Origin of the sequence: Agrococcus sp. Ld7 (assembly GCF_045064095.1) — a bacterium.
GTDB lineage: Bacteria > Actinomycetota > Actinomycetes > Actinomycetales > Microbacteriaceae > Agrococcus.
The window spans coordinates 25,860-48,484 of sequence record NZ_JBISGY010000035.1; the positions used below are offsets into that span (position 1 = coordinate 25,860).

A 22,625-nucleotide genomic window follows, 5' to 3' on the forward strand; every position below is an offset into this window, starting at 1 on the left:
ACGCCAGCGCTCCACTCATCAGCCTATTGATCATCGATGGAGATTGCGCGATAGTCGATATATGCTTCGTTCTCCGCTCATCGTTCTCCTGCTGCGAGTCATGCTCTCTCTCGCCGCTGTCTGGCTGCTGGTGCTGCTGACCTTCTCGTTGCCCGGCGAGCTCTCCGACGGCACCCCGGATGCGTCGGTGCGAGTGCCGGTGCAGATCGTGCTCTCGCTCGTGCTGCTGAGCGTGCTGGCGGTGATCGTCTGCGTCTGGCGGCTGCTGTCGCTCATCTCGCGCGATCGACTGTTCAGCGAAGCATCGAAGCGCTGGGTCGACGTGACGGTGTGGTCGTTGTTCGCTGGTTGGGCGCTGCTGGCCGGATTCGCGCTCGTCGTCACCGGGGTGATCCTCCTCACCCCGGAAATCCGCGACCCGGGTGTCCCGATGCTGCTCTTCGGCGTGGTGGTGCTTGCGTCGCTGCCGATGCTGCTCATGGTCGTGATGCGGGGTCTGCTGCACCAGGCGACCGGCTATCGAGCCGAGCTCGACGAGGTGATCTGATGGCGATCGTGGTCCGCATCGACGTCGAACTGGCGAAGCGCAAGCTGAGCGTCGGCGACTTCGCCGAACAGGTGGGTCTGACACCCGCAAACGTCGCCGTGCTGAAGAACGGACGTGCGAAGGCAGTGCGCTTCTCGACCCTGGACGCCATCTGTCGGGTACTCGAGTGCCAGCCGGGTGACGTGCTCGAGTGGGTCGACGAGGCGCCGGACGCCTCGGCCTGACGGCTTGATCGGGATGCCGCCGCGCTAGCCTCGGCGCATGCGCACTCCCGTCAACGACTATCTCGAAGAGGTGCGCGAGACGTGCATCGCCGAAGGCGACCAGGGTGCCGTCGCCGACTACATCCCCGAGCTCGCGCGCGTCGATCCCGATCGCTTCGCGGTCGCGCTCTGCACGATCGATGGCACCGTCTACTCCGTCGGCGACGACGAGCACCGCTTCACGATCCAGTCGCTGTCGAAGCCCTTCGTCTATGCGCTCGCGCTCGCGGACCGAGGGCTCGACAAGGTGCTGGAGCACGTCGGGGTCGAGCCGTCCGGCGACGCGTTCAACGAGATCTCGCTCGAGGACAGCGGCAGGCCCCGCAACCCAATGATCAACATCGGCGCGATCACGACCCACGGGCTCGCCGGCCCCGAGGACGCGACGCCGGAGCAGAGCATGGCGCGCATCGTCCAGGGTCTCTCGGGCTTCGCGGGACGCACGCTCGAGGTCGATGAGGCGGTCTTCGAGTCGGAGCGGCAGACGGCCGATCGCAACATGTCGCTCGCGTACATGGCGCGCGCGCAGGGCATGCTCGAGGACGACCCGCGCGATGCCGTCGACGGCTACACGCGCCAGTGCTCGCTGATCGTCGATGTGCGCGACCTCGCGGTGATGGCGATGACGCTCGCGGGAGGCGGCCGCAATCCCATCACCGACGAGCAGGTGGTGCCGCCGTGGGTGTGCCGCCAGGTGCTGAGCGTGATGGCGACGTGCGGCATGTACGACGCGGCGGGCGACTGGATGAGCAGCGTCGGCATCCCCGCGAAGAGCGGCGTCTCCGGCGGCGTGCTGGGCTCGCTGCCCGGCCAGATCGGCATCGGTGCGTTCTCGCCCCGGCTCGACGCGTTCGGCAACAGCGTGCGCGCGGTGCGCGCGTGCGAGCGACTCTCGAACGACATGGGGCTGCACCTGATGCAGGTGCCTGAGGTCGCCTCGCACGTGCTCTACGACGTGGTCGCGCCCGATGATCAGGGCGACGGCACCCGCGAGGTGAAGCTGCAGGGCACCATGCACTTCGCAGCCGCCGAGGTGGCGCTGCGCGAGCTGGAGGGGGTGCCCGAGGACGATGCACCCGTGGTGCTCGATCTGTCGCGCGTCAGCTCGGCGAACCGGGTCGGCCGACGGATGCTGCTCGAGGGCGTGCGACGGCTGAAGCTGGACGGGCACGAGGTGCGCGTGGAGGATCCCAACACGGTGCTGGACGACTGACGGCCGACCGGCACTCTGCCCGGCTCACAGCAGCACCTCCTCGACGACCACGAACGGCACGGAGGCGTCGAGCTCGATGCGGCTGTAGCCGATCGGGCCCTCACCGCCGACGCGTCCCCCGTCGACCTCCAGCCACGCGTAGACATAGATCGCGTACCGCCGGCCCGGCACGGCCACGAACTCGCAGGTCACGCCCGAGCTCACACCGGCGGTGCCGCTCGTGCCGCTATCGAACAGGTAGCCCTCGGCCGACGATCGCAGGACCACGTCCACCCAGTGGTCGCGCTCCTGAAAGGCGCTGTCTGCCGCACCGGGCTTCCAGCTCTGCACCAGGATGCCGAGCGAGCAGCGCACGGTCGCACCGATCGTGGCGTGGTTGAACGAGGTGAGCGCGAGCCAGGGGATGTGCGGCCGCACGAACACGCGCGATGGTCCGAACTCCGCGGTGAACAGCATGCCAGCACCGCCGAGCGAGTACGCCCACTGGCCCCAGTAGACGCCGCATGCGCCAGCCAGCCGACCGGAGCGGATGATGGCCGGGCCGGAGGTCGTGAACGCGCTGCCGTACTGGCTGTGATCGAGCCACGAGAAGCGGTAGTACTGCCGTTCGCCGGTGGTGTCGCGGTCCGGCCCGTAGACATGCAGCAGGTCGCGCGGCTCGGGCGGCGGCTCGGGCTGCAGCAGCCCGCCGATCGTCAGGTCGAGCCCGTCGACGACCGAGTGCATGCGGATGTCGTGCAGGTCGAGCCGGAGGGCCGGATTCACACGGTCGCGGAAGCGGTCCAGGTGCTCGGCGACATGCAGCGGCACGGTGCGCCCGTCGTGCAGCTGCTCGTCGACCGGCGGCCCCGCCGCCGATCGGATGACTGCGCGACGCAAGAACGCGGTGCGGCCCATCGACGCGAGCAGCCGTTCGATCTCGGCATCATCGGTGCGGTCGGTTGACGGGTCGCTCGTGTGCATCGCGACCACTCCTGTCGGGAGTCGGTGCCTCGATCCACACGGGTCCCCGTGGGCCCGTGCGTCGGGACGGTTCGAGCATGCCACTGCTGCTCGCGAGCCGACAGACCGCATCTTGGGGCCGCCCCTGCGGGCGCGCATCGACTCAGAACGGTGCGGGATGCACGTCGGTTCGCGGCGGCGGCGCCTCGGTGAAGGTGGGCCCGGCCGGTTCGGGCACGTCGTCGATCACCTGTCCGATCGGCGAGGTCCAGCGCATGACGCCGCCCGGCAGCTGCTCGACGCGCCATCGAGTGTCGTGCTTCAGCATGTGATCGGATCGGCAGAGGTGGCCCAGGTTGCCGACGCTCGTGGTGCCGCCCTTCGCGAAGTCCTTCGTGTGGTCGAGGTCGGCGCGGAGTGCCGGTCTGCTGCATCCCGGGCCCCGACATCGGCCATCACGGCCCGCGAGCCAGCGCTGCTGCGCCTTGCTCGGCCGGTAGGAGTCGACGGTCACGGGCACGCCGGTGACGGGGTCGGTGAACAGCCGCTGCCAGGTGGTGGTGTCGGCGGCGATGCGCCGCGCGGTGTCGCGGTCGACGAGCACCATGCCGTCGAGGGCGGCCGGGAACCGCAGTGCTTGCAGCGCGGGATCCTGCTCGACGGGGTCGTGCAGCAGCTCCGTCGCGGGAATGGTGATCGCGACCTGCGCCTTGATCGGCGAGACGCCATGCAGATCCTCCGGCACGACGCCCGCCAGCAGCAGCTCCTGCAGCGCGTCGGCTCGGAACTGGTCGAACGTGCGCGGGTTGTCCTTCGGCTTCTTCCGGGCGGCCTGCGTGAGTCGATCGAGGATCGCGGCCGCCTCCAGTGCCGGCATGCGAGCGACGAGGTCGGCCATCCCGTCACCGGCCGGGAACACCTCGACCGTGCGCCGCTCGCGCGCGCACTCATGCCGCGCCTGCAGCGGCTCGGTGAGCACCTTGTCGACGATCTTCTTCGCTCGGGCAGCGAGGCGGCTCGAGCTGGTGCGCTCGGCGATGTCGACGAGTGCGTCGATCACCCGAGCCGTCTCGGTCGCAGGCACGCCCGCGTCGAGGCGCAGCGGCCTTGTCTCCTTGTCGATCACGCGCAGGTGCGAGACGGTGATTCGGCCCTCGGCCGCCGCTCGGTGCGCGGCTGGCAGCTCATGCACGAGCGTCCACGCGTCGGTGATGCGGCCGACCATGCCGCGGGTCGTCAGCCCCAGTGCGACGCCGGCCATCGCCGCGAGCTCCTGGACGTTCGAGCTCGTCTTGCCCGGCAGGTCGATCGCGCGCTGCATGTGCGCCGCCATGAGGGCTCGTCGTTCGCCCTCGATGCGCGCCGACTGCGTCTCGAGTGCGCGCAGCCGGCCGACGAACTCGTCGTCGAGGCGGAAGCGCTCGAGGGCTGCGGACTCCGGCGGGAGCGGCAGCGGTGGGATCGGCGCTCCCGACGTGGCGGCTGCCTCGATCTCCGCATCGGTCATGGCCATGAGTCGCTCGGAGAACTCGCGATCGAAGTCGTCGAGCGACTCCTGGAGCTGCGACGCCGTCTGGCCGAAGGGGTCGAGCGCTCCGGCGCGCACCGCGGCGATGTACTCCTCGCCGTCGATGCCCCAGCTGTCCATGGGCGAAGCGAACCACGGGCCACTGACACGGCGTCGAGGCTGTGGAGAACGAGCATGCGGCCGGCCACCCAAGAGGTGACCGGCCGCATCCGCGTGTCAGTGACTCAGAAGTCCCAGTCGTCGTCCTCGGTGGCCTCGGCCTTGCCGATGACGTAGGAGGAGCCCGAGCCCGAGAAGAAGTCGTGGTTCTCATCGGCGTTCGGCGACAGGGCCGAGAGGATCGACGGCGAGACATCCGTGACCGTCTGCGGGAACAGCGGGTCGAAGCCGAGGTTCATCAGCGCCTTGTTGGCGTTGTAGTGGAGGAACTTCTTGACATCCTCCGTCAGCCCGACCGGGTCGTAGAGCTCGGCGGTGTACTTCGCCTCGTTCTCGTACAGCTCGTAGAGCAGCGTGTACGTGTAGTCCTTGATCTCCGTCTGCTTTTCGGCCGGCAGCTTCTCGTACGCCTTCTGGAACTTGTAGCCGATGTAGTAGCCGTGCACGGCCTCGTCGCGGATGATGAGGCGGATGAGGTCGGCGGTGTTCGTGAGCTTCGCGCGGCTCGACCAGTGCATCGGCAGGTAGAAGCCCGAGTAGAACATGAACGACTCGAGCAGCGTCGAGGCGATCTTGCGCTTCAGCGGGTCATCGCCCTCGTAGTAGCCGACGATGATCTCGGCCTTGCGCTGCAGGTAGGGGTTCTCCTGCGACCAGCGGAAGGCCTCGTCGATCTCCTTGGTCGACGCGAGCGTCGAGAAGATCGAGGAGTACGACTTCGCGTGCACCGACTCCATGAACGCGATGTTCGTGTAGACGGCCTCCTCGTGCGGGGTGATGGCGTCGGGGATGAGCGAGACGGCGCCGACGGTGCCCTGGATGGTGTCGAGCAGCGTCAGGCCGGTGAAGACCCGCATGGTGAGCAGCTTCTCGGCCTCGTTGAGCGTGCCCCACGACTGCACGTCGTTCGACAGCGGCACCTTCTCGGGCAGCCAGAAGTTGTTCACGAGGCGGTTCCAGACCTCGAGATCCTTCTCGTCCTCGATGCGGTTCCAGTTGATCGCCTGCACGAGGTGGTTGTGCTTGTGCTGGCGCTGCTGGGCCTCGGTCTGGGTGGCGCCCTCAGAGAAGGCCTCCTGCGTCTCGACGCGCTCGGTCTCGATGACCTCGTGCGCGTCGACATCCACGGTGTCCGCGATGTCCTCGAACGCGCTCGCTGCGGTGTCCTGGGTGTCCATGTCCTGTTCCTTCATCGCAATACTGGTAGTCGAGAAATGCTCAAAGCATGCACGATACGCAACCATCCACCTCAGTGCCCTCGAGCGCCAGCTGGCGGAGGCGGATGTAGTAGATGGTCTTGATGCCCTTGCGCCATGCGGAGATCTGGGCCTTGTTGATGTCGCGCGTCGTGGCGGTGTCCTTGAAGAACAGCGTCAGCGACAGGCCCTGGTCGACGTGCTGCGTTGCCGCGGCGTAGGTGTCGATGATCTTGTCGGGGCCGATCTCGTACGCGTCCGTGAAGTACTCGAGGTTGTCGTTCGTCATGAACGGCGCCGGGTAGTAGACGCGGCCGAGCTTGCCCTCCTTGCGGATCTCGATCTTCGACGCGATCGGGTGGATCGACGACGTCGAGTTGTTGATGTACGAGATCGAGCCGGTCGGCGGCACCGCCTGCAGGTTCTGGTTGTAGATGCCGTGCTCCTGCACGAGCGCCTGCAGCTCGCGCCAGTCGTCCTGCGTCGGGATCGCCACCTCAGCGGTGTCGAAGAGCTCCTGCACGCGGGCGGTCGCCGGCTTCCACTCCTGCTGGATGTACTTCTCGAAGAACTCGCCCGAGGCGTACTTCGATCGCTCGAAGCCGTCGAAGGTCTCGCCCTTCTCCCGCGCGATGAGGTTCGACGCCCGCAGGGCGTGGAAGAGCACCGTGTAGAAGTAGATGTTCGTGAAGTCGAGCCCCTCCTCGGAGCCGTAGTGGATGCGCTCGCGACCGAGGTAGCCGTGCAGGTTCATCTGGCCGAGGCCGATGGCGTGGCTCATGTCGTTGCCGCGGGCGATCGACGGCACCGAGCCGATGTTGGACTGGTCGGAGACCGCGGTGAGCGTGCGGATCGCGGTCTCGACGGTCTTGCCGAAGTCGGGCGAGTCCATCGACAGCGCGATGTTCATCGAGCCGAGGTTGCAGGAGATGTCCTTGCCGACCGACTCGTAGTCGAGGTTGTCGTCGTAGGTCGACGGGGTGTTGACCTGGAGGATCTCGCTGCAGAGGTTCGACATGTTGATGCGACCGTCGATCGGGTTGGCCCGGTTGACGGTGTCCTCGAACATGACGTACGGGTAGCCCGACTCGAACTGGATCTCTGCGAGCGTCTGGAAGAACTCGCGAGCGTTGATCTTCGTCTTCGTGATGCGAGCGTCGTCGACCATCTCGTGGTACTTCTCGGTCACCGAGATGTCGCTGAAGGGCACGCCGTAGACGCGCTCGACGTCGTAGGGCGAGAAGAGGTACATGTCCTCGCCCTTCTTCGCCAGCTCGAACGTGATGTCCGGCACCACGACGCCCAGGGAGAGCGTCTTGATGCGGATCTTCTCGTCGGCGTTCTCGCGCTTGGTGTCGAGGAACCGCAGGATGTCGGGGTGGTGCGCCTGCAGGTACACCGCGCCCGCGCCCTGACGGGCACCCAGCTGGTTCGCGTAGGAGAAGCTGTCTTCGAAGAGCTTCATGACGGGGATGACCCCGGAGGACTGGTTCTGGATCTGCTTGATCGGGGCACCGTACTCGCGGATGTTCGTGAGGTTGAAGGCCACGCCGCCGCCGCGCTTCGAGAGCTGCAGCGCCGAGTTGATGGAGCGACCGATCGACTCCATGTTGTCCTCGATGCGAAGCAGGAAGCAGGAGACGAGCTCGCCGCGCTGCTTCTTGCCCGCGTTGAGGAAGGTCGGGGTGGCCGGCTGGAAGCGGCCGTTCACGACCTCGTCGACGATCTGCTCGGCGAGCGTCTCATCGCCGGCGCCGAGCGCCAGCGCGACGTTGACGACGCGATCCTCGTAGCGCTCCAGGTAGCGCTTGCCGTCGAAGGTCTTCAGCGTGTACGAGGTGTAGTACTTGAACGCGCCGAGGAAGGTCGGGAAGCGGAACTTGTAGGCGTAGGCGCGCTTCATGAGCGACTTGATGAACTCGAAGGAGTACTGGTCGAGCACGTCCTTCTCGTAGTACTCGTTCTCGACCAGGTAGTCGAGTTTCTCCTTCAGCGAGTGGAAGAAGACCGTGTTCTGGTTGACGTGCTGCAGGAAGTACTGGTTCGCAGCCTCACGGTCCTTCTCGAACTGGATCTCGCCGTTCGGTCCATACAGGTTGAGCATCGCGTTCAGCGAGTGGTAATCCATCGCTGCCGTCTTGCCCGTCGTCATCTCGGGCGTCACCGTTGCCATAGTGCTTCCAATCCTTCATTCACGACGCGCACGTCGTCTGCAGTTCCGAACAGTTCGAATCGATAGAGGTGCGGCACGCCGCACTTGCGGGCGATGATGTCGCCGGCAAGCCCGTAGCCCGCACCGAAGTTGGTGTTGCCCGCTGCGATCACGCCTCGCAGGTGCTTGCGGTTCTGCTCGTCGTTGAGGAACCGGATGACCTGCTTCGGCACGGCGCCAGCACCGTTGCCGCTGCCGTAGGTCGGCACGATGAGCACGTAGGGCTCCCGCTGCTCGAGCGGCGGATCCTTCGGGTAGAGCGGGATCCGCGCAGCCGGCCGGCCGAGCTTCTCGACGAATCGGGCGGTGTTGCCCGACACGCTCGAGAAGTAGACCAGGTCGACCACAGGGGCCTCCAGCACTGCCGAGGGCATGCCGATCAGGCCGCGATGATCGCCTTGATGCGGTCCGGCTGGAAGCCCGACCAGTGGTCCTCGTCGGCGATCACGACGGGGGCCTGCATGTAGCCCAGATCCCGGACGGTCTGCAGTGCCTTGTCGTCGGCGGTGACGTCGAAGATCTCGTAGTCGACGCCCTGCGCGTCAAGCGCTCGGGTCGTCATCGTGCACTGCACGCACGCTGGCTTGGAGTAGACGGTGACGGTCATCTCGACCTGCTTTCTCGGACGGGTCTGCGGTGCTGGAGGTGGTGCGCGGCCTGGGCCGGGCTCCCACCATATGTGGTGTTCGGCCGCGCGCAAGGACACAACATGGTGTGTTTCTCCACACCTGTGTCAACAAGAACTCCACAGGTGTCATTCCCGCCGCGCAATGACGCGGAAGAGCCTGTGGAGAGCCGGCAGCGGCACCTGTGCACAACCGGGGGGACGGGTTTCGCGACACGCGGGGGCAGAGTCACACCGGTGTGATTCGCGTTGCGCATGCGCCACCTCCGTCCAGGGTCGCGACGCCGTTCGACGTCGACGCTCGGCCTGCGTGCGCCCAGAGTACGATCGGCCACTGACACCGTGATGCACGCCCCAAGGTCACAAAACGATCACGGAGCGCCGCCGTGTCTGTGGGCCGCCTGAACATGCGGCATGATTAAACGACCGAACGTTCAGTCAGTTATTCGTTCGAAGCTGTGCAAGCGCCCCCAGAGCTCAAGGGAGAGTTCCATGATCCGACGTCGCAGTCGTCTGCTGACCATCACCGCCCTCTCGGCGGGTGCCCTCGTGGCGCTCACCGGCTGCGGCGGCTCGAACTTCGGCGGCGGCGCCGACCCGGGTGCCTCCGGCGACGCCGACCCCGGCGCCGAGCAGGGCCCGATCGTCATCGGTGCCGTGCTCGACATCACCGGCGTCGGCGCGAACCTCGGCGTGCCCGAGCAGAACACGCTGAACATGCTGGCCGACCAGCTCAACGAGGATGGCGGCATCGACGGCCGCGAGGTCGAGCTCATCGTGCTCGACAACCAGTCGACCGAGGACGGCGCCGCTCGCGCGACCACCGAGCTGCTCGAGAACGAAGGCGCGCACCTCATCATCGGCGCGAGCCGCACGGGCCCGAGCCTGGCGATGCGCCCGATCGTCGAGCAGGCGCAGATCCCGACCATCTCGATCGCCGCGAACGCCGCGATCGTCGAGGGATCGGAGTGGATCTTCAAGACGGCCCAGAACGACGTCGTGGTCATCGAGAACATCCTGGACGACATGGAGTCGAAGGGCTACGAGACCGTGGCGCTGGCGCGCGACGCGACCGGATTCGGCGAGGGCATCGCCGAGATGCTCACCGAGCTGGGTGCCGAGCGCGGCATCGAGCTGGTCGCGACCGAGGCCTTCGAGCCGAGCGCGACGGACTACACGGCGCAGTTCACGAACATCCGCAACGCGGAGGCCGACGCCAACATCATCTGGGGCATCACGCCCTCTGCGGGCCTCGCGCAGGCCGCCTACCGCCAGCTCGGCATCGAGGCCCCCGTCTACCAGTCGCACGGTGTCGCGAACTCGGCGTTCTTCGAGGCCGCCGGTGACTCCGCCGAGGGCGTGCTGGCACCCATGGGTCGCCTGCTCGTCTCCGACCAGCTGCCCTCCGATGACCCGCAGCTGGAGGTCATCAACGCCTTCATCGAGGACTACACGGAGGCCTACGGCACGCCCCCGTCGTCGTTCGCCGGGCACGCGTACGACGCCTGGATGATCGGTGTCGCCGCGCTCGAGGAGGCCGGCACGGACCCCGCGGCGCTCCGCGACGCGATCGAGAGCACCTCGGACTTCGTCGGCATCTCGGGCATCTTCACGATGACCCCCGAGAACCACTCGGGTCTCACGGCCGACGCGCTGATCCTCGCTGAGGCGCGCGACGGTCGCTGGAACCTCGCAGACGGCCAGTAGGAGAGGCGCTCGGTGCTCACCGACTTCCTGCAGCTGACCATCGCAGGGCTCTCACAGGGCAGCGTCTATGCGCTGCTCGCCGTGGGGCTCATCGCGACCTACACCGTCCGGCACGTCATCAACATCGCGCAGGGAGACTTCGCAACCCTTGCGGGCCTCAGCGCGATCTCGATGGTGGCCGCGGGAGTGCCGCTGCTCCTCGCCGTGGTGCTGTCGCTCGCGACGGTCACGCTGGCTTCGGTGCTCATCGAGCGACTCATCATCGCGAGGGTCAAGAATTTGACGACCCTGGTCTCGATGATCCTCACCCTCGGCGTCTCCACACTGCTGCAGGCATGCATGCTGCTCGCGTGGGGCGCCGAGGGGCGTCGGCTCACGCCGTTCCCCGGTTCTGACGTCACGCTCGGCGGCGTCAGCATCCGCTCGCAGGAGCTGTGGATGCTCGGCGCGCTCGTCGTCGTCGGCGGCGGCATCCTGCTCTTCTACGAGAAGACCCGCTTCGGCAAGGCGCTCCGCGCCGTCGCCGAGCAGCCGGTGGCCGCTCGCATCGTGGGCATCTCGCCGGCGATCGCATCGATGGTCGCCTTCGGCATCGCCGGCCTCGCCGGTGCGAGCGCAGGCCTGGCCTCCTCGCCGCTGCACCTCTCGCTCTGGTCGGCCGGCCTGCTGCTGGGGCTGAAGGGCTTCGTCGCGGCCGTGCTCGGCGGTCTCGTCTCGTTCCGCGCCGCGATCATCGGCGGGTTGCTGCTCGGCGTGCTCGAGTCGTACGTCGCCGGCTACGTCGCATCCGGATTCCGCGACGGCGTGGCGTTCCTCGTGCTCATCCTCGTGCTCATCATCCGCCCGGCGGGCCTCGTGCTGCGCCCCGTCCACTCGAGGGTGTGACCATGACCGCTCCGCTCACGCCCGCCAAGGCGGGATTCTTCTCCGGCCAGCGCGTCATGTGGCTCGGCATCATTGCCCTGGTGCTCGCGCTCGCCGCGATCCCGTTCGTCTCGTCGTCGCAGATGCTGTCGATCGCCGTGTTCGCGGCGATCTTCGCCCTGCCCGCAATCGGTCTCTCGCTGCTCATGGGGCTCGCCGGGCAGGTGAGCCTCGGTCAGGCAGCGTTCTTCGCGATCGCCGCCTACACGCACGCGATCCTGATCGAGCGCTACGAGGTGCCCGATCTGGTCGCGGCGATCGCCGCGATCGTGCTGGCCATGCTCGTTGCGCTGCTCGTGGGGCTGCCGCTGCTGCGGCTGCGCGGGCACTTCCTCGCGCTCGCGACGCTCGGCCTCGGCTTCATCGTGATGATCGTCGCCCGCGAGTCGGACTTCACCGGCCGCACGACCGGCATCTACGGCTTCGACCGCCCCACCATCTTCGGCATCTCGATCGACAACAACGGCTACTTCTTCCTGTTCGTCGCCCCGTTCGTCGTGATCGCGATGATCCTGGCGCTCAACCTGACGCGGTCGCGCGCTGGCCGCGCGCTGTCGTCGGTGAACGACTCCGAGCTGGCGGCCGAGTCGCTGGGCGTCAACACCTACATCCTGCGCCTCAAGGTGTTCGTGCTCTCGGCGGCGTTCGCGGGACTCGGCGGCGTCTTCTACGCCTACCAGGTGCGGGTCGTCTCGCCGCAGGTGGCGGAGTTCCACCTCTCGGTGGAGTTCCTGCTCATGGTGGTGCTCGGCGGACTCGGCTCCGTTTGGGGCGCCCTCTTCGGCGCCTTCATCGTCGAGCTGCTCTCCGAGGGGCTGCGCGCGCTCATCCCGGCGCTCATCCCGGGCGCGAGCGGGCAGGTGCAGCTCATCGGCTACGGCGCGGTGCTCATCCTGGTGATCCTGGTGCTTCCGGGCGGCCTCGTCGGCGCCGTCAAGCAGCTCGCGCAACGGCTGAAGCCGCGCCGCAGCGCTGCGGCCAAGCCGGTGGCCGAGCACGGGGAAGCGCCGCCCACGCGCGCCTTCAGCGCCCAGCTGCCGCGCGAGGAGGCCGCAGCGATCGACGCGGAGGTCGATGAGGCCGCTGCGTCGCTGCCGCCGATGTCGACGCCCGTCCCGGCGGGCGAGACGATCCTGCGGCTGGACGGCCTGACGAAGCGCTACGGCGGCGTCGTCGCGGTCGACGACGTCACGCTGGAGATCCCTGCTGGTCGCATCACGGGCCTCATCGGGCCGAACGGTGCAGGCAAGACCACCTGCTTCAACATGATCTCCGGTGCCATTGCGCCGACGAGCGGCACCGTCACGTTCCTCGGTCGCGAGATCCAGGGCAAGAAGCCGCATGTCGCGGCGGAGGACGGTCTCACCCGCACGTTCCAGAACCTGCAGGTGTTCGCCTCCACGGACGTCCTGGGCAACGTCTACATGGGCCGATTCCGGCTCGGGCGCGCCGGGATCATCCGCGGCATGCTGGGGCTGCAGGGCGCCGAGCAGCGACGCCACGAGGACACCGCGCGGTCGATCCTCGACGCGCTGCGGCTGGGCGACGTGGCCTCGACCCCTGCGGCCGACCTGCCCTTCGGCCGTCAGCGCATGATGGAGGTCTGCCGGGCGCTCGCGCTCGAACCTGCCCTGCTGCTGCTGGACGAGCCGATGGCCGGGCTCTCGGGTCGCGAGCGCGAGGTGCTCGCCGAGCTGCTGCGCACGCTGCGCGACGCCGGACTCACGATCGTCCTGGTCGAGCACGACGTGGCCCAGGTCATGTCCCTCGCCGATCACGTCGCCGTCCTCGACGACGGCGAGCTCATCGCCCTCGGTGTGCCGGAGGAGGTGCGCAACGATCCGAAGGTCATCAGCGCCTACCTCGGCACGGAGGTCGAGGGCGACGAGCAGGAGCTGGAACAGCTGGAGGGGAACGCATGATGCTCGAGGTCACGGGACTCGACGCCGGGTACGGTCGCCTGCCGATCCTGCACGAGATCGACATTGCGGTCGCCGCGGGCGAGATCGTCTCCGTCGTCGGCTCCAACGGCGCCGGCAAGACCACGCTGCTGCGTGCCGTCAACGGCATCATCACCCCGACGGCCGGCTCGGTGAAGGTCGACGGGGTCGAGGTGGCGGGCAAGGCGACCGAGAAGATGGCGGCGCTGGGCATGACGCACGTGCCCGAGAACCGGCTCTGCTTCCCGACGCTCTCGGTGCGCGACAACCTCATGCTGGGTGCGTGGAGCAACCGCGGCAAGGGCGATGTCGATGCGGTGCTCGAGCTCTTCCCGCGCCTGCAGCCCCGCATGGGGCAGGCGGCCGGCACGCTCTCCGGCGGCGAGCAGCAGATGGTCGCGATCGGGCGCGGGCTGATGGCTGCGCCGAAGGTGATCATGCTCGACGAGCCCTCGATCGGCCTCGCGCCGAAGGTCGTGGCCGAGATCATGCAGGTGCTCACGAAGCTGCGGGGGAGGGGCATGGCGGTGCTGCTCGTCGAGCAGAACGTGCGCGCCTCGTTCGGCATCGCCGACCGGGCGGTGGTCATGCAGCGCGGCCGCGTCGTCGTGCAGGGCACGCCCGCCGAGCTCGTCGAGATGCCGGAGGTGCGCGCGGCCTACCTGGGCGGCGCCGCCAGCTGATCGGGCCCCGGTCGCACACGCGCCGCTCAGGCGCAACGCGTACCGTGCTGTACCCCGATCACGCATGAGAAGGAGACAGCAATGGCCGACATCACCGGCAAGAAGGTCGCGTTCGTGCTCACGGACGGCTTCGAGGATTCCGAGCTCACCAGCCCCTGGGATGCCGTGCAGGGCGCGGGAGGATCCGCCACCCTGATCGCACCGAAGGCGGGCGAGGTTGAGGGCAAGAAGGGCCACACACAATCGGTGGATGCGGTGGTGGCGGATGTCGCGGCATCCGACTTCGACGCCCTGGTGCTGCCGGGCGGCGTTGTGAACGCCGATCATCTGCGGATGAACGAGGACGCCGTCGCGCTGGTGCGCGGCTTCGTCGAGGCAGGCAAGCCGATCGGCGTGATCTGCCACGGTGCCTGGATCCTCATCGAGGCTGGCGCGGTCGACGGCCGCACCATGACCAGCTACCCCAGCCTCAAGACCGACCTGCGGAACGCCGGCGCCACCTGGGTCGACGAGGAGGTCGCGACCGATCAGGGGCTGGTCTCGAGCCGCACACCGGATGACCTGCCGGCGTTCAATGCGAAGATCCTCGAGGAGTTCGCGGAGGGCGTGCACGCCTGACGCGCTTGTCAGCTCGGATGGCGCCCGTCGGCTCATGCCGCGGACGCCATCCTCGGTGCGGACGGCACCGCCGACTCGCGTCGAGCTAGCATCGGGAGTTCGTGCGGCATCGACGGACGGAGCGCCCGATGGAAGTTGTCATCACCGACGCGGCGACGATCGGCAGCCTCGTCGCCGACAGGGTGCAGGCGCTGCTGGAGCGCAAGCCCGACGCCGTGCTCGGGCTCGCGACCGGGTCCAGCCCGCTGCGGGTCTACGACGACCTCGCCGCGCGTGTGCAGAACGGTTCGATGTCGTTCTCGGGAGCGCACGCCTTCACGCTCGACGAGTACGTCGGACTGCCGGAAGGGGACCCGCGCTCCTACCGCTCGGTGATCGACGTCGAGCTTGTCTCGCGGGTCGACTTCGCACCGGGCGCCGTGCACGGCCCGGATGGCACTGCCGCCGACCTCGACGCCGCCTGCATCGACTACGAGCGCCGCATCGCCGCAGCGGGCGGCATCGATCTGCAGATCCTCGGCATCGGCACGACCGGTCACATCGCCTTCAACGAGCCCTCGTCGTCCCTGGCCTCGCGCACGCGGGTGAAGACGCTCATCGCGCAGACGCGGCGCGACAACGCTCGCTTCTTCGACGGCGATGTCGACGCCGTGCCCAAGCACTGCCTCACGCAGGGGCTCGGCACGATCCTCGACTCGCGCCACGCGATCGTGATCGCGACCGGCTCCGCCAAGGCCGCGGCCGTGCGGCAGATGGTCGAGGGGTCGGTCTCGGCGCGCTGGCCATGCACGGCGCTGCAGCTGCACCCGAAGGCGACGGTGTACCTCGACGAGGCGTCAGCCGCCGAGCTCGAGCTCACGGAGTACTACCGCGAGGTCGTGGAGCACCGCAGCGCCGTGCAGTGAACGCGGGTCAGTCCTCGTGCCAGCCGAGCGCTCGTGCAAGCTCGCCGAGGGACGCGAGGAGGCGTGCGTTGACCTCGTAGCCGAGCTGGCTCGGCAGCGCGAACAGCACGGTGTCGGCCTCCTGCACGGCCTCATCGGCGAGCAGTCGCCGTGCCACGTGCTCGGGGTCGCCCGCGTAGGTCGGGCCGCTGCGCGCCGCGCTGCCGTCGAGGCGACCGACGCCGTCCGCGCGCTGGTCGGCGAGCCCGAAGTAGCGCCGGTCGTCGTCGTTCGCGATCGGGAACGCGCTGCGGGTGACGGCCGTGCGAGGCGCAGGCGCGTGCCCCGCCGCGGCGTAGGCCGATCGATAGGCGCGCACCTGCTCGGCCTGCTGCACGTGGAAGGGGCGACCATCGTCCTGCAGCAGCAGGGTCGAGGAGAGCAGGTGGTAGCCCTGCTCGGCGGCCCAGAGTCCCGAGGTGTGGTTGCCGGCGCCCCACCACAGGCGCTCCGCCAGGCCGGGGGAGTGCGGCTCCACCCGCAGGTCGGGCGCCTGGCCGAGCTGGACGGCGAGGGCCGAGCTCGCCTGCGGCTCGCCGCGCAGCGCGCGGCGCAGGTGGGCGGCACGGGAGCGGGTCTCCTCCGACCAGCTGCCCCCTTCGCCGAGTCGCAGGCCGAAGCGCTCCTGCCCGTCGATCGCGCGCTCGGGTGAGCCGCGCGAGATGCCCAGCTGCAGCCGCCCGTTCGTGAGGAGGTCAGCGGCGCTCGCGAGTTCGGTCATCGCCAGCGGCTGCTCATAGCGCAGATCGATCACGCCGGTGCCGAGCTCGAGCGTCGTCGTGCGCGCGCCCATCGCCGCCAGCAGCGGATACGGGGCCGCGAGCGACTGATCGAAGTGGTGCACGCGCACCCACGCGCCGTCGAGCCCGGACTCCTCGGCCGCCACCGCGAGGTCGACGTGCATGCGCAGCGAGTCGCCTGCGGTGGGCACGCGAGAGCCGGGCACGTCGCGATAGTGCCCGAAGGAGAGGAAGCCGACGCGTGTGCGCATGCTCACTCGAACAGGGCGCGCGCCGCGCGCATTCCACGACCTCTCAGCCGTGCGCGGCGATTTGCACGCGGCGGACGACGGCGTGCCGCATGCTCAGCGTCATCGTACGACGCAGCGGGATGCAAACCACCCGTAATGGGTGCTATAACTGTTTCTGCACCCGCGCGACGTGGCCGGGACATCCCATCCATCACATCCCTGAGGAGCACTGTGCCCGCCACCACCCAGACCGTGCCATCGCGCGCGCCGAAGAGCCGCACCCGTACCCTGCTCGGCTCATTCGGCTTCCAGATCACCGTCGCGCTCGTGGTCGGCGTGCTGCTGGGGCTCGTGGCCCGGCAGCTCGGGCCCGGCGCAGAGGAGTCGCCGAACGCGCTCGCGGCGACGCTGGCGACGATCGGATCGAGCTATGTGACGCTGCTCAAGGCCGCTGTCGTCCCGCTCATCCTCACCGCGATCATCGCCTCGATCGCGCAGCTGCGGAAGGTGCAGAACGCCGCGCGCCTCGCCGGCCAGACACTGCTGTGGTTCGCCATCACCGCCGCGATCGCCGTCTCCATCGGCATCACGCTCGGCACCACCCTGCAGCCCGGTTCCCGCATCGACACCGGTGCGCTCGAGACGGCAGAGCCCAGCAGCGTCGGCGGCTGGTGGGACTTCCTCATCGGCCTCGTGCCGCAGAACTTCCTCGGGCTGACGGTCTCGACGCGCGTCTCCGACACCGGCGACGTCTCCTCGAGCGTCGGGTTCAACGTGCTGCAGGTCATCGTGGTCGCCGCAGCGATCGGTATCGCGGCGCTCAAGCTCGGCAAGCGCGCGGAGCCCTTCCTCGACTTCACGCAGTCGGCGCTCAAGGTGATCCAGAAGGTGCTGTGGTGGATCATCCGCATCGCGCCGATCGGCACGGTCGGCCTGCTCGGCAACGCGGTGGTGCAGTACGGCTGGGAGAAGCTCGGCACCCTCGCCTGGTTCGTCGCCGCCGTCTACCTGGGCCTCGCGATCGTGATGTTCGTCGTCTACCCGGTGCTCATCAAGACGCACGGCCTCTCGGTGCGCAAGTACTTCTCGGGCGTGTGGCCCGCGGTGCAGCTCGGCTTCGTGAGCCGCTCGTCGATGGGCACGCTGCCGCTCACGCAGCGCGTCACCGAGCGCAACCTCGGCGTGCCGCGCGAGTACGCCTCCTTCGCCGTGCCGTTCGGCTCGACGACCAAGATGGATGGCTGCGCCGCGATCTACCCGGCGATCGCCGCGATCTTCGTCGCGCAGTTCTTCGGCATCGAGCTCACGCTCATCCAGTACGTGCTGATCGCATTCGTCTCGATCGTCGGCTCCGCCGCGACGGCCGGCACCACGGGAGCGACCGTCATGCTGACGCTCACGCTGTCGACGCTCGGCCTGCCGCTCGAGGGCGTCGGCCTGCTGCTCGCCGTCGACCCGATCCTCGACATGGGTCGCACCGCGCTCAACGTCGCCGGTCAGGCGCTCGTGCCGACGATCGTTGCCAAGCGCGAGGGCATCCTCGACCAGGAGCTCTACAACGCCGACCGCGGCGACGGCCCGTTCGTCGACGACGCGGATGACGAGCTCGACGCGGATGTCGCCGACGAGACGGCCGCCTCGGCTGCCGCTGGCAACCCCGATCAGCGCCGCGAGCCCGTGCCCACCGCCTGACGGGTGCCGGGTCGCCCTGAGCGACCCGGCGCATCCATTTGCGGACCCCAATTCGCCACGCGGACCCGAGATCTCGGGTCCGACTGCCGAACTGGGGTCCGCTTGCCGTCGCGAGCCGCGCCCGCGGACGGGGCGCGCGGTCGGCGTGTGAGCAGCAAGATCGGGGGATGCGCGGTCGGGGTCGGCAGGGGCATCATCGTAGGCGGCGCCGCACGGCGCCGCACGGCACGAATGGCGCCGCACGGCACGGATGCCGCCGCACGGCACGGATGGCGCCGCACGCGCACGCACGGCGCCGCACGGCACGCACGGCGTCGCGGGGTGCGGTGCGTACACCGACGGAAGGGGTTCCACGATGGTCGAGGACGACAGCAAGCTCTCCGCTGCGGAGCGGAAGGCGCTCAAAGAGCGCACGGCCGAGCTGCGCAAGCAGTCCGGCCGCAAGGGTGGCAATAGGAAAGAGCGCGAGCTGCAGGACGCGATCGAGGCGATCGAAGCGCTGCCCGAGCCAGACAAGGCGCTCGCGCAGATGGTGCACGAGGTCGTGTCCGAGGTCGCTCCGGATCTCGATCCGAAGACCTGGTACGGCTTCCCCTCGTACGCACGCGACGGCAAGGTGCTGGTCTTCTTCCAGCAGGCCTCGAAGTTCGACGAGCGCTACTCCACGCTCGGCTTCCAGACGATCGCGAACCTGGACGACGGCGACATGTGGGCGACCTCCTACGCCGTCATGGCGGACACGCCAGACGTGCGGAAGCGCATCGCCGCGCTCGTGACGAAAGCGGTGAGCTGAGCCGCTCCGCCGGGAATGCGTCCGCCTACGAGGTGTTGTAACTTGAGTCGAGCAGGCTCAAGTTCGACACGACGATTTCGGAAGGATGCACATGGCAGCGATCTACGGCCCCATCGGCGACGGCTCCTACGAGGATTTCATCGCCCGGATGCTGCAGGGGCAGCGACTGCCCGCGCAGCGCTCGGTCGATCTCACGCGGCTGGTCTCGCGACGCATGAGCTCGGTGATCGCGACCGCGATCGAGTACGCCCGCGAGCATCACCACACCGAGGTGGATGCGCTGCACCTGCTGCACGCGCTGCTCGAGCTGCCGCAGGTGGCCGCCGCTGCAGAAGGTGCCGACGCCGACGTCGACGCGCTGCGCACCAGCATCGAGGATCGGATGCCGGCCGACGGCGAGCGCGAGACGCAGGGCCCGCCGTCGCTGACCGCATCCGCTCAGCGCGCCCTGCGCGACGCGTACCAGATCGCGCGCGCCAACGGCTCGAGCTACATCGACCCCGAGCACCTCTTCTTCGCCTTCCTGATGGCGGGCGACAGCGCGGTCGGCGCGCTGCTGCAGGAGGCGGGCATCTCGCAGGAGTCGCTGCAGCGCGCCGCGATGGAGGCCCGGCAGCACGCGGTCCAGGGCCAGGGGCAGCAGCCCTCGAAGGCCATCGACCCGAACTCAACGACGCCGACGCTCGACGAGTTCGGCATCGACCTCACCCAGCGCGCCCGTGACGGCAAGCTCGACCCCGTGATCGGCCGCGCCGACGAGATCGAGCAGACGATCGAGATCCTCTCCCGTCGATCGAAGAACAACCCCGTGCTGATCGGGGAGGCCGGCGTCGGCAAGACCGCGATCGTCGAAGGGCTCGCGCGCGCGATCGTCGAGGGCGGCGTGCCGAAGTCGCTGCACGGCAAGCGCGTCGTCGGGCTCGACCTCACCGCGATGGTCGCGGGCACCCGCTACCGCGGCGACTTCGAGGAGCGCATCACGAAGGCGATGGACGAGATCACCGCGCACAAGGACGAGCTGATCGTCTTCATCGACGAGCTGCACTCGATCCTGGGAGCCGGTGGCGGCGGCGACGGCGGCATGGACGCCGCGAACATCCTCAAGCCGCGACTGGCGCGCGGCGAGCTGCACATGATCGGCGCGACCACGTTGGCGGAGTTCCGTCGCATCGAGAAGGATGCAGCACTCACGCGCCGCTTCCAGCCGGTGATGGTCGCGGAGCCGTCGGTGGAGGACGCCGTGCGCATCCTCGACGGGCTGAAGGGCGCCTACGAGGAGCACCACCGCGTGAGCTACACCGACGACGCGGTCCGTGCCGCGGTCGAGCTCTCGCACCGCTACATCTCCGACCGCTTCCTGCCCGACAAGGCCATCGACCTGATCGACCAGGCCGGCGCACGCCTGCGGCTGCGCCTCGGCGCGAAGGTCGACGTGGATGCGCTGACGAAGGAGCGCGACCACCTCGTGGACGAGAAGCGGCAGGCCGTCGAGGCAGAGGAGTTCGAGGAGGCGATGCGGCTGCGCGACCGCATCGCAGCCATCGAGGCCGCGATCGAATCCGGCTCCGGCGAGGACGGGGTGGTCGACGAGGAGGAGATCGCCGAGGTCGTGGCGCGCGCCACGGGCATCCCCGCCTCGCGCCTCACCGAGGGCGACCGGCAGCGGCTGGCCGTGCTCGAGGATGAGCTGCACCAGCGGGTCGTCGGGCAGCACGACGCGGTCGAGGCAGTCGCCAAAGCCGTTCGGCGCTCGCGATCCGGCCTGGGCGATCAGGGTCGACCGATCGGCTCGTTCCTCTTCCTCGGCCCCACCGGCGTGGGCAAGACCGAGCTGGCGAAGTCGCTTGCCGACAGCCTGTTCGGCTCCGAGGGCGCACTCGTGCGCTTCGACATGTCGGAGTTCGGCGAGCGGCACACGGTCGCGCGCCTCATCGGTGCCCCTCCCGGCTACGTCGGCTACGACGAGGCAGGGCAGCTGACCGAGCGCATCCGCCGCCAGCCCTACGCGGTGGTGTTGCTCGACGAGATCGAGAAGGCGCACCCGGATGTCTTCAACCTGCTGCTGCAGGTGCTGGAGGATGGCCGTCTGACCGACGGTCAGGGGCGCACCGTCGACTTCCGCAACACGGTGGTCATCATGACGAGCAACCTGGGCGGTGAGTTCCTCGCCTCGAAGTCGGGCCCGATCGGCTTCCACGCCGGTGACGGCTCTGGCAGCGCTGCTGAGCTGCGAGCGAAGGTGATGGGCAAGCTGCGCGAGCAGATGCGCCCGGAGCTCATCAACCGCATCGACGAGATCGTGCTGTTCCAGAAGCTCGAAGCCGAGGAGCTGCGGCAGATCGTCACGCTGCTGCTCGACCGCGTGCGCGACCGGCTGCGCGCGCAGGATCTGGGGCTCGAGGTCACGGATGCCGCACTCACCTGGCTGGCCGAGCACGGCTACGAGCCGGAGTTCGGCGCGCGGCCGCTGCGCAGGCTCATCCAGCGAGAGGTCGAGGACCGGGTCGCCGATCTCATCGTCGGCGGGCTCGACGAGGGCACCGTGCGCGTCGACGTGGACGGCGCCGCGCTCTCGGTGACCGCGGGGACGGCCCCGTCGCCCGACCGAGCAGGTGGCGCGGCACCGGCATAATCGACCTGAGCGACCACAGGGTCGGTTGAGCGGGGGAGCGGGCATGGGCGAGCGGATCGCGGTGATCGGCGCCGGCGTGATCGGCCTGTCGATCGCGCGCGAGCTCGCAGGGCGCGAGGTCGCGGGGCGCGACATCACGGTGCTGCACGACCAGGATCCGCTCGAGACCACCTCGGCGGTGGCAGGAGCCCTGTGGTTCCCGTACGCGGCCGAGTCCTCGGCTGCGGTCGACGCGATGCTCGGCACGAGCCTGCGCCGCTTCGTCGCCATCGCGGCCGAGCATCCGGATGCCGGCGTCGATCTGCGCAGCGGCATCGTCATCGAGCGGATGAGGGATCCCGAGCGCGCCTGGACGGCCCAGCTGCAGGCGTCGGAGGTCGACCCGTCCGAGCTGCCCGACGGTGCGACGGGGCTGCGCACGATCACGCCGCTGGCCACCATGACCGAGTACCTGCCGTGGCTGCGTGCGCAGTGCGAGGCGCGCGGCGTGCGCTTCGAGCGTCGCGCGGTCGATGACGTGGATGCGCTGGCGCACGACTTCGACACCGTCATCGTCGCCGCGGGTGCCAGAGGCGGCACGCTGCTCGGGGACGACTCGAGCGTGGTGCCGATCCGGGGTCAGGTGGTGCGCGTCGAGCGACGGGGCATCTCGGAGTTCGTGCTCGACGACCAGAACCCCGCGGGGCTCGTCTACGTGCTGCCGCGCCGCGACTGCGTCGTGCTCGGGGGCACCCACGAGCCTGGCGAGACGGGACTCGAGACAGACCCCGCCGTGGAAGCGGCGATCATCGACCGCTGCACCGCGCTCGTGCCTGCGCTCGCCGGTGCTCGCATCCACTCGCGCGCGGTGGGTCTGCGCCCGGGCCGCGAGACGCTGCGCATCGAGGAGGTGCCCGGCCGGGCGATGCGCGTCGTCGCCGCCTACGGGCACGGTGGCTCTGGCATGACCCTCTCATGGGGCACCGCCCAGCGCGTCGTGGCGCTGCTCGACTGATTGCTGCCTCCCGCCGGCCCGGCTGCCCGAGGCGCAGGCCCCG

20 protein-coding genes are annotated in these 22,625 nt (G+C 68.9%); 13 read left to right on the forward strand and 7 right to left on the reverse strand.

Annotated features, from left to right (window positions below; all coding sequences use genetic code 11):
* The first annotated feature begins 61 nt into the window (after nucleotides 1-61).
* Genes ACJJVL_RS11785 through ACJJVL_RS11795 form a run of 3 tightly spaced genes read left to right on the forward strand, consistent with a single transcriptional unit; the run spans nucleotide 62 to nucleotide 2,023 of the window.
* Nucleotides 62-547: a DUF2975 domain-containing protein gene (locus ACJJVL_RS11785; RefSeq protein ID WP_405218864.1), complete on the forward strand. Its 486-nt coding sequence runs from the start codon at nucleotides 62-64 to the stop codon at nucleotides 545-547.
* Nucleotides 547-771, forward strand: coding sequence for a helix-turn-helix domain-containing protein (locus ACJJVL_RS11790; protein WP_405218865.1), 225 nt, complete (start codon nucleotides 547-549; stop codon nucleotides 769-771). The genes ACJJVL_RS11785 and ACJJVL_RS11790 overlap by 1 nt, the downstream gene beginning before the upstream one ends.
* A gap of 37 nt (nucleotides 772-808) precedes the next feature.
* Nucleotides 809-2,023 carry a glutaminase gene (locus tag ACJJVL_RS11795; protein WP_405218866.1) on the forward strand — a complete coding sequence of 405 codons (1,215 nt, stop codon included), beginning with the start codon at nucleotides 809-811 and terminating at the stop codon, nucleotides 2,021-2,023.
* 24 nt (nucleotides 2,024-2,047) lie between these two features.
* Here the strand turns inward: ACJJVL_RS11795 and ACJJVL_RS11800 are convergent, their stop codons facing one another.
* The 6 genes from ACJJVL_RS11800 to nrdH all read right to left on the reverse strand — a co-directional run bounded on the left by ACJJVL_RS11800 (nucleotide 2,048) and on the right by nrdH (nucleotide 8,667).
* On the reverse strand, nucleotides 2,048-2,986 hold the full coding sequence (locus ACJJVL_RS11800; protein WP_405218867.1) for a hypothetical protein: 939 nt from the start codon (nucleotides 2,984-2,986) through the stop codon (nucleotides 2,048-2,050).
* A gap of 142 nt (nucleotides 2,987-3,128) precedes the next feature.
* Nucleotides 3,129-4,613 carry a DUF222 domain-containing protein gene (locus tag ACJJVL_RS11805; protein WP_405218868.1) on the reverse strand — a complete coding sequence of 495 codons (1,485 nt, stop codon included), beginning with the start codon at nucleotides 4,611-4,613 and terminating at the stop codon, nucleotides 3,129-3,131.
* Between the two features lie 104 nt (nucleotides 4,614-4,717).
* On the reverse strand, nucleotides 4,718-5,830 hold the full coding sequence (gene nrdF / locus ACJJVL_RS11810) for a class 1b ribonucleoside-diphosphate reductase subunit beta (protein ID WP_405218870.1): 1,113 nt from the start codon (nucleotides 5,828-5,830) through the stop codon (nucleotides 4,718-4,720).
* Nucleotides 5,831-5,870: 40 nt separating this feature from the next.
* On the reverse strand, nucleotides 5,871-8,021 hold the full coding sequence (nrdE, locus tag ACJJVL_RS11815) for a class 1b ribonucleoside-diphosphate reductase subunit alpha (protein ID WP_405218872.1): 2,151 nt from the start codon (nucleotides 8,019-8,021) through the stop codon (nucleotides 5,871-5,873).
* Complete coding sequence (gene nrdI / locus ACJJVL_RS11820) at nucleotides 8,009-8,434, reverse strand: class Ib ribonucleoside-diphosphate reductase assembly flavoprotein NrdI (protein ID WP_405218874.1); 426 nt, start codon at nucleotides 8,432-8,434, stop codon at nucleotides 8,009-8,011. Before nrdI ends, nrdE begins: the two co-directional genes overlap by 13 nt.
* A 5-nt stretch (nucleotides 8,435-8,439) precedes the next feature.
* Complete coding sequence (nrdH, locus tag ACJJVL_RS11825; RefSeq protein ID WP_405218876.1) at nucleotides 8,440-8,667, reverse strand: glutaredoxin-like protein NrdH; 228 nt, start codon at nucleotides 8,665-8,667, stop codon at nucleotides 8,440-8,442.
* A 510-nt stretch (nucleotides 8,668-9,177) separates the two neighbouring features.
* Between nrdH and ACJJVL_RS11830 the strand changes: the two genes are divergently transcribed.
* From ACJJVL_RS11830 to nagB, 6 genes are all read left to right on the forward strand, one after another.
* On the forward strand, nucleotides 9,178-10,392 hold the full coding sequence (locus tag ACJJVL_RS11830) for an ABC transporter substrate-binding protein (protein WP_405218878.1): 1,215 nt from the start codon (nucleotides 9,178-9,180) through the stop codon (nucleotides 10,390-10,392).
* Between the two features lie 12 nt (nucleotides 10,393-10,404).
* Nucleotides 10,405-11,277 (forward strand): branched-chain amino acid ABC transporter permease, encoded by an 873-nt coding sequence (locus tag ACJJVL_RS11835; RefSeq protein WP_405218880.1) that lies wholly within the window; start codon nucleotides 10,405-10,407, stop codon nucleotides 11,275-11,277.
* A 2-nt stretch (nucleotides 11,278-11,279) separates the two neighbouring features.
* Nucleotides 11,280-13,238 carry an ABC transporter permease subunit gene (locus ACJJVL_RS11840; protein ID WP_405218882.1) on the forward strand — a complete coding sequence of 653 codons (1,959 nt, stop codon included), beginning with the start codon at nucleotides 11,280-11,282 and terminating at the stop codon, nucleotides 13,236-13,238.
* On the forward strand, nucleotides 13,235-13,939 hold the full coding sequence (locus ACJJVL_RS11845) for an ABC transporter ATP-binding protein (RefSeq protein ID WP_405218884.1): 705 nt from the start codon (nucleotides 13,235-13,237) through the stop codon (nucleotides 13,937-13,939). Before ACJJVL_RS11840 ends, ACJJVL_RS11845 begins: the two co-directional genes overlap by 4 nt.
* 81 nt (nucleotides 13,940-14,020) lie before the next feature.
* On the forward strand, nucleotides 14,021-14,557 hold the full coding sequence (locus tag ACJJVL_RS11850) for a type 1 glutamine amidotransferase domain-containing protein (protein ID WP_405218886.1): 537 nt from the start codon (nucleotides 14,021-14,023) through the stop codon (nucleotides 14,555-14,557).
* Nucleotides 14,558-14,685: 128 nt separating this feature from the next.
* Nucleotides 14,686-15,462, forward strand: a complete 777-nt coding sequence (gene nagB / locus ACJJVL_RS11855) for a glucosamine-6-phosphate deaminase (RefSeq protein ID WP_405218888.1) — start codon at nucleotides 14,686-14,688, stop codon at nucleotides 15,460-15,462.
* A 7-nt stretch (nucleotides 15,463-15,469) separates the two neighbouring features.
* Here nagB and ACJJVL_RS11860 read toward each other — a convergent pair whose 3' ends face one another.
* A complete protein-coding gene (locus ACJJVL_RS11860) occupies nucleotides 15,470-16,492 on the reverse strand; it encodes an LLM class flavin-dependent oxidoreductase (RefSeq protein ID WP_405218890.1) in 1,023 nt (340 codons plus the stop codon).
* 210 nt (nucleotides 16,493-16,702) lie between these two features.
* Between ACJJVL_RS11860 and ACJJVL_RS11865 the strand changes: the two genes are divergently transcribed.
* The 4 genes from ACJJVL_RS11865 (at nucleotide 16,703) to ACJJVL_RS11880 (ending at nucleotide 22,582) form a co-directional block, all read left to right on the forward strand.
* Entirely contained in the window at nucleotides 16,703-18,163 is a 1,461-nt protein-coding gene (locus tag ACJJVL_RS11865) for a dicarboxylate/amino acid:cation symporter (RefSeq protein ID WP_405218892.1), read from the forward strand.
* Nucleotides 18,164-18,518: 355 nt separating this feature from the next.
* Nucleotides 18,519-18,956: an iron chaperone gene (locus ACJJVL_RS11870; RefSeq protein ID WP_405218894.1), complete on the forward strand. Its 438-nt coding sequence runs from the start codon at nucleotides 18,519-18,521 to the stop codon at nucleotides 18,954-18,956.
* A 91-nt stretch (nucleotides 18,957-19,047) separates the two neighbouring features.
* On the forward strand, nucleotides 19,048-21,588 hold the full coding sequence (locus tag ACJJVL_RS11875; protein ID WP_405218896.1) for an ATP-dependent Clp protease ATP-binding subunit: 2,541 nt from the start codon (nucleotides 19,048-19,050) through the stop codon (nucleotides 21,586-21,588).
* Nucleotides 21,589-21,631: 43 nt separating this feature from the next.
* Nucleotides 21,632-22,582 carry an NAD(P)/FAD-dependent oxidoreductase gene (locus ACJJVL_RS11880; protein ID WP_405218898.1) on the forward strand — a complete coding sequence of 317 codons (951 nt, stop codon included), beginning with the start codon at nucleotides 21,632-21,634 and terminating at the stop codon, nucleotides 22,580-22,582.
* Nucleotides 22,583-22,625 lie beyond the last annotated feature (43 nt).

Coding starts and splice junctions, on each gene's coding strand:
- ACJJVL_RS11785 (WP_405218864.1), top strand. CDS start 62: ATGCTTCGTTCTCCGCTCATCGTTCTCCTGCTGCGAGTCATGCTCTCT.
- nrdE (WP_405218872.1), bottom strand. CDS start 8,021: ATGGCAACGGTGACGCCCGAGATGACGACGGGCAAGACGGCAGCGATG.
- nrdI (WP_405218874.1), bottom strand. CDS start 8,434: ATGCCCTCGGCAGTGCTGGAGGCCCCTGTGGTCGACCTGGTCTACTTC.
- ACJJVL_RS11840 (WP_405218882.1), top strand. CDS start 11,280: ATGACCGCTCCGCTCACGCCCGCCAAGGCGGGATTCTTCTCCGGCCAG.
- ACJJVL_RS11875 (WP_405218896.1), top strand. CDS start 19,048: ATGGCAGCGATCTACGGCCCCATCGGCGACGGCTCCTACGAGGATTTC.
- ACJJVL_RS11860 (WP_405218890.1), bottom strand. CDS start 16,492: ATGCGCACACGCGTCGGCTTCCTCTCCTTCGGGCACTATCGCGACGTG.
- nrdH (WP_405218876.1), bottom strand. CDS start 8,667: ATGACCGTCACCGTCTACTCCAAGCCAGCGTGCGTGCAGTGCACGATG.
- nagB (WP_405218888.1), top strand. CDS start 14,686: ATGGAAGTTGTCATCACCGACGCGGCGACGATCGGCAGCCTCGTCGCC.
- ACJJVL_RS11805 (WP_405218868.1), bottom strand. CDS start 4,613: ATGGACAGCTGGGGCATCGACGGCGAGGAGTACATCGCCGCGGTGCGC.
- ACJJVL_RS11880 (WP_405218898.1), top strand. CDS start 21,632: ATGGGCGAGCGGATCGCGGTGATCGGCGCCGGCGTGATCGGCCTGTCG.
- ACJJVL_RS11790 (WP_405218865.1), top strand. CDS start 547: ATGGCGATCGTGGTCCGCATCGACGTCGAACTGGCGAAGCGCAAGCTG.
- ACJJVL_RS11800 (WP_405218867.1), bottom strand. CDS start 2,986: ATGCACACGAGCGACCCGTCAACCGACCGCACCGATGATGCCGAGATC.
- ACJJVL_RS11845 (WP_405218884.1), top strand. CDS start 13,235: ATGATGCTCGAGGTCACGGGACTCGACGCCGGGTACGGTCGCCTGCCG.
- ACJJVL_RS11795 (WP_405218866.1), top strand. CDS start 809: ATGCGCACTCCCGTCAACGACTATCTCGAAGAGGTGCGCGAGACGTGC.
- ACJJVL_RS11870 (WP_405218894.1), top strand. CDS start 18,519: ATGGTCGAGGACGACAGCAAGCTCTCCGCTGCGGAGCGGAAGGCGCTC.
- nrdF (WP_405218870.1), bottom strand. CDS start 5,830: ATGGACACCCAGGACACCGCAGCGAGCGCGTTCGAGGACATCGCGGAC.
- ACJJVL_RS11850 (WP_405218886.1), top strand. CDS start 14,021: ATGGCCGACATCACCGGCAAGAAGGTCGCGTTCGTGCTCACGGACGGC.
- ACJJVL_RS11830 (WP_405218878.1), top strand. CDS start 9,178: ATGATCCGACGTCGCAGTCGTCTGCTGACCATCACCGCCCTCTCGGCG.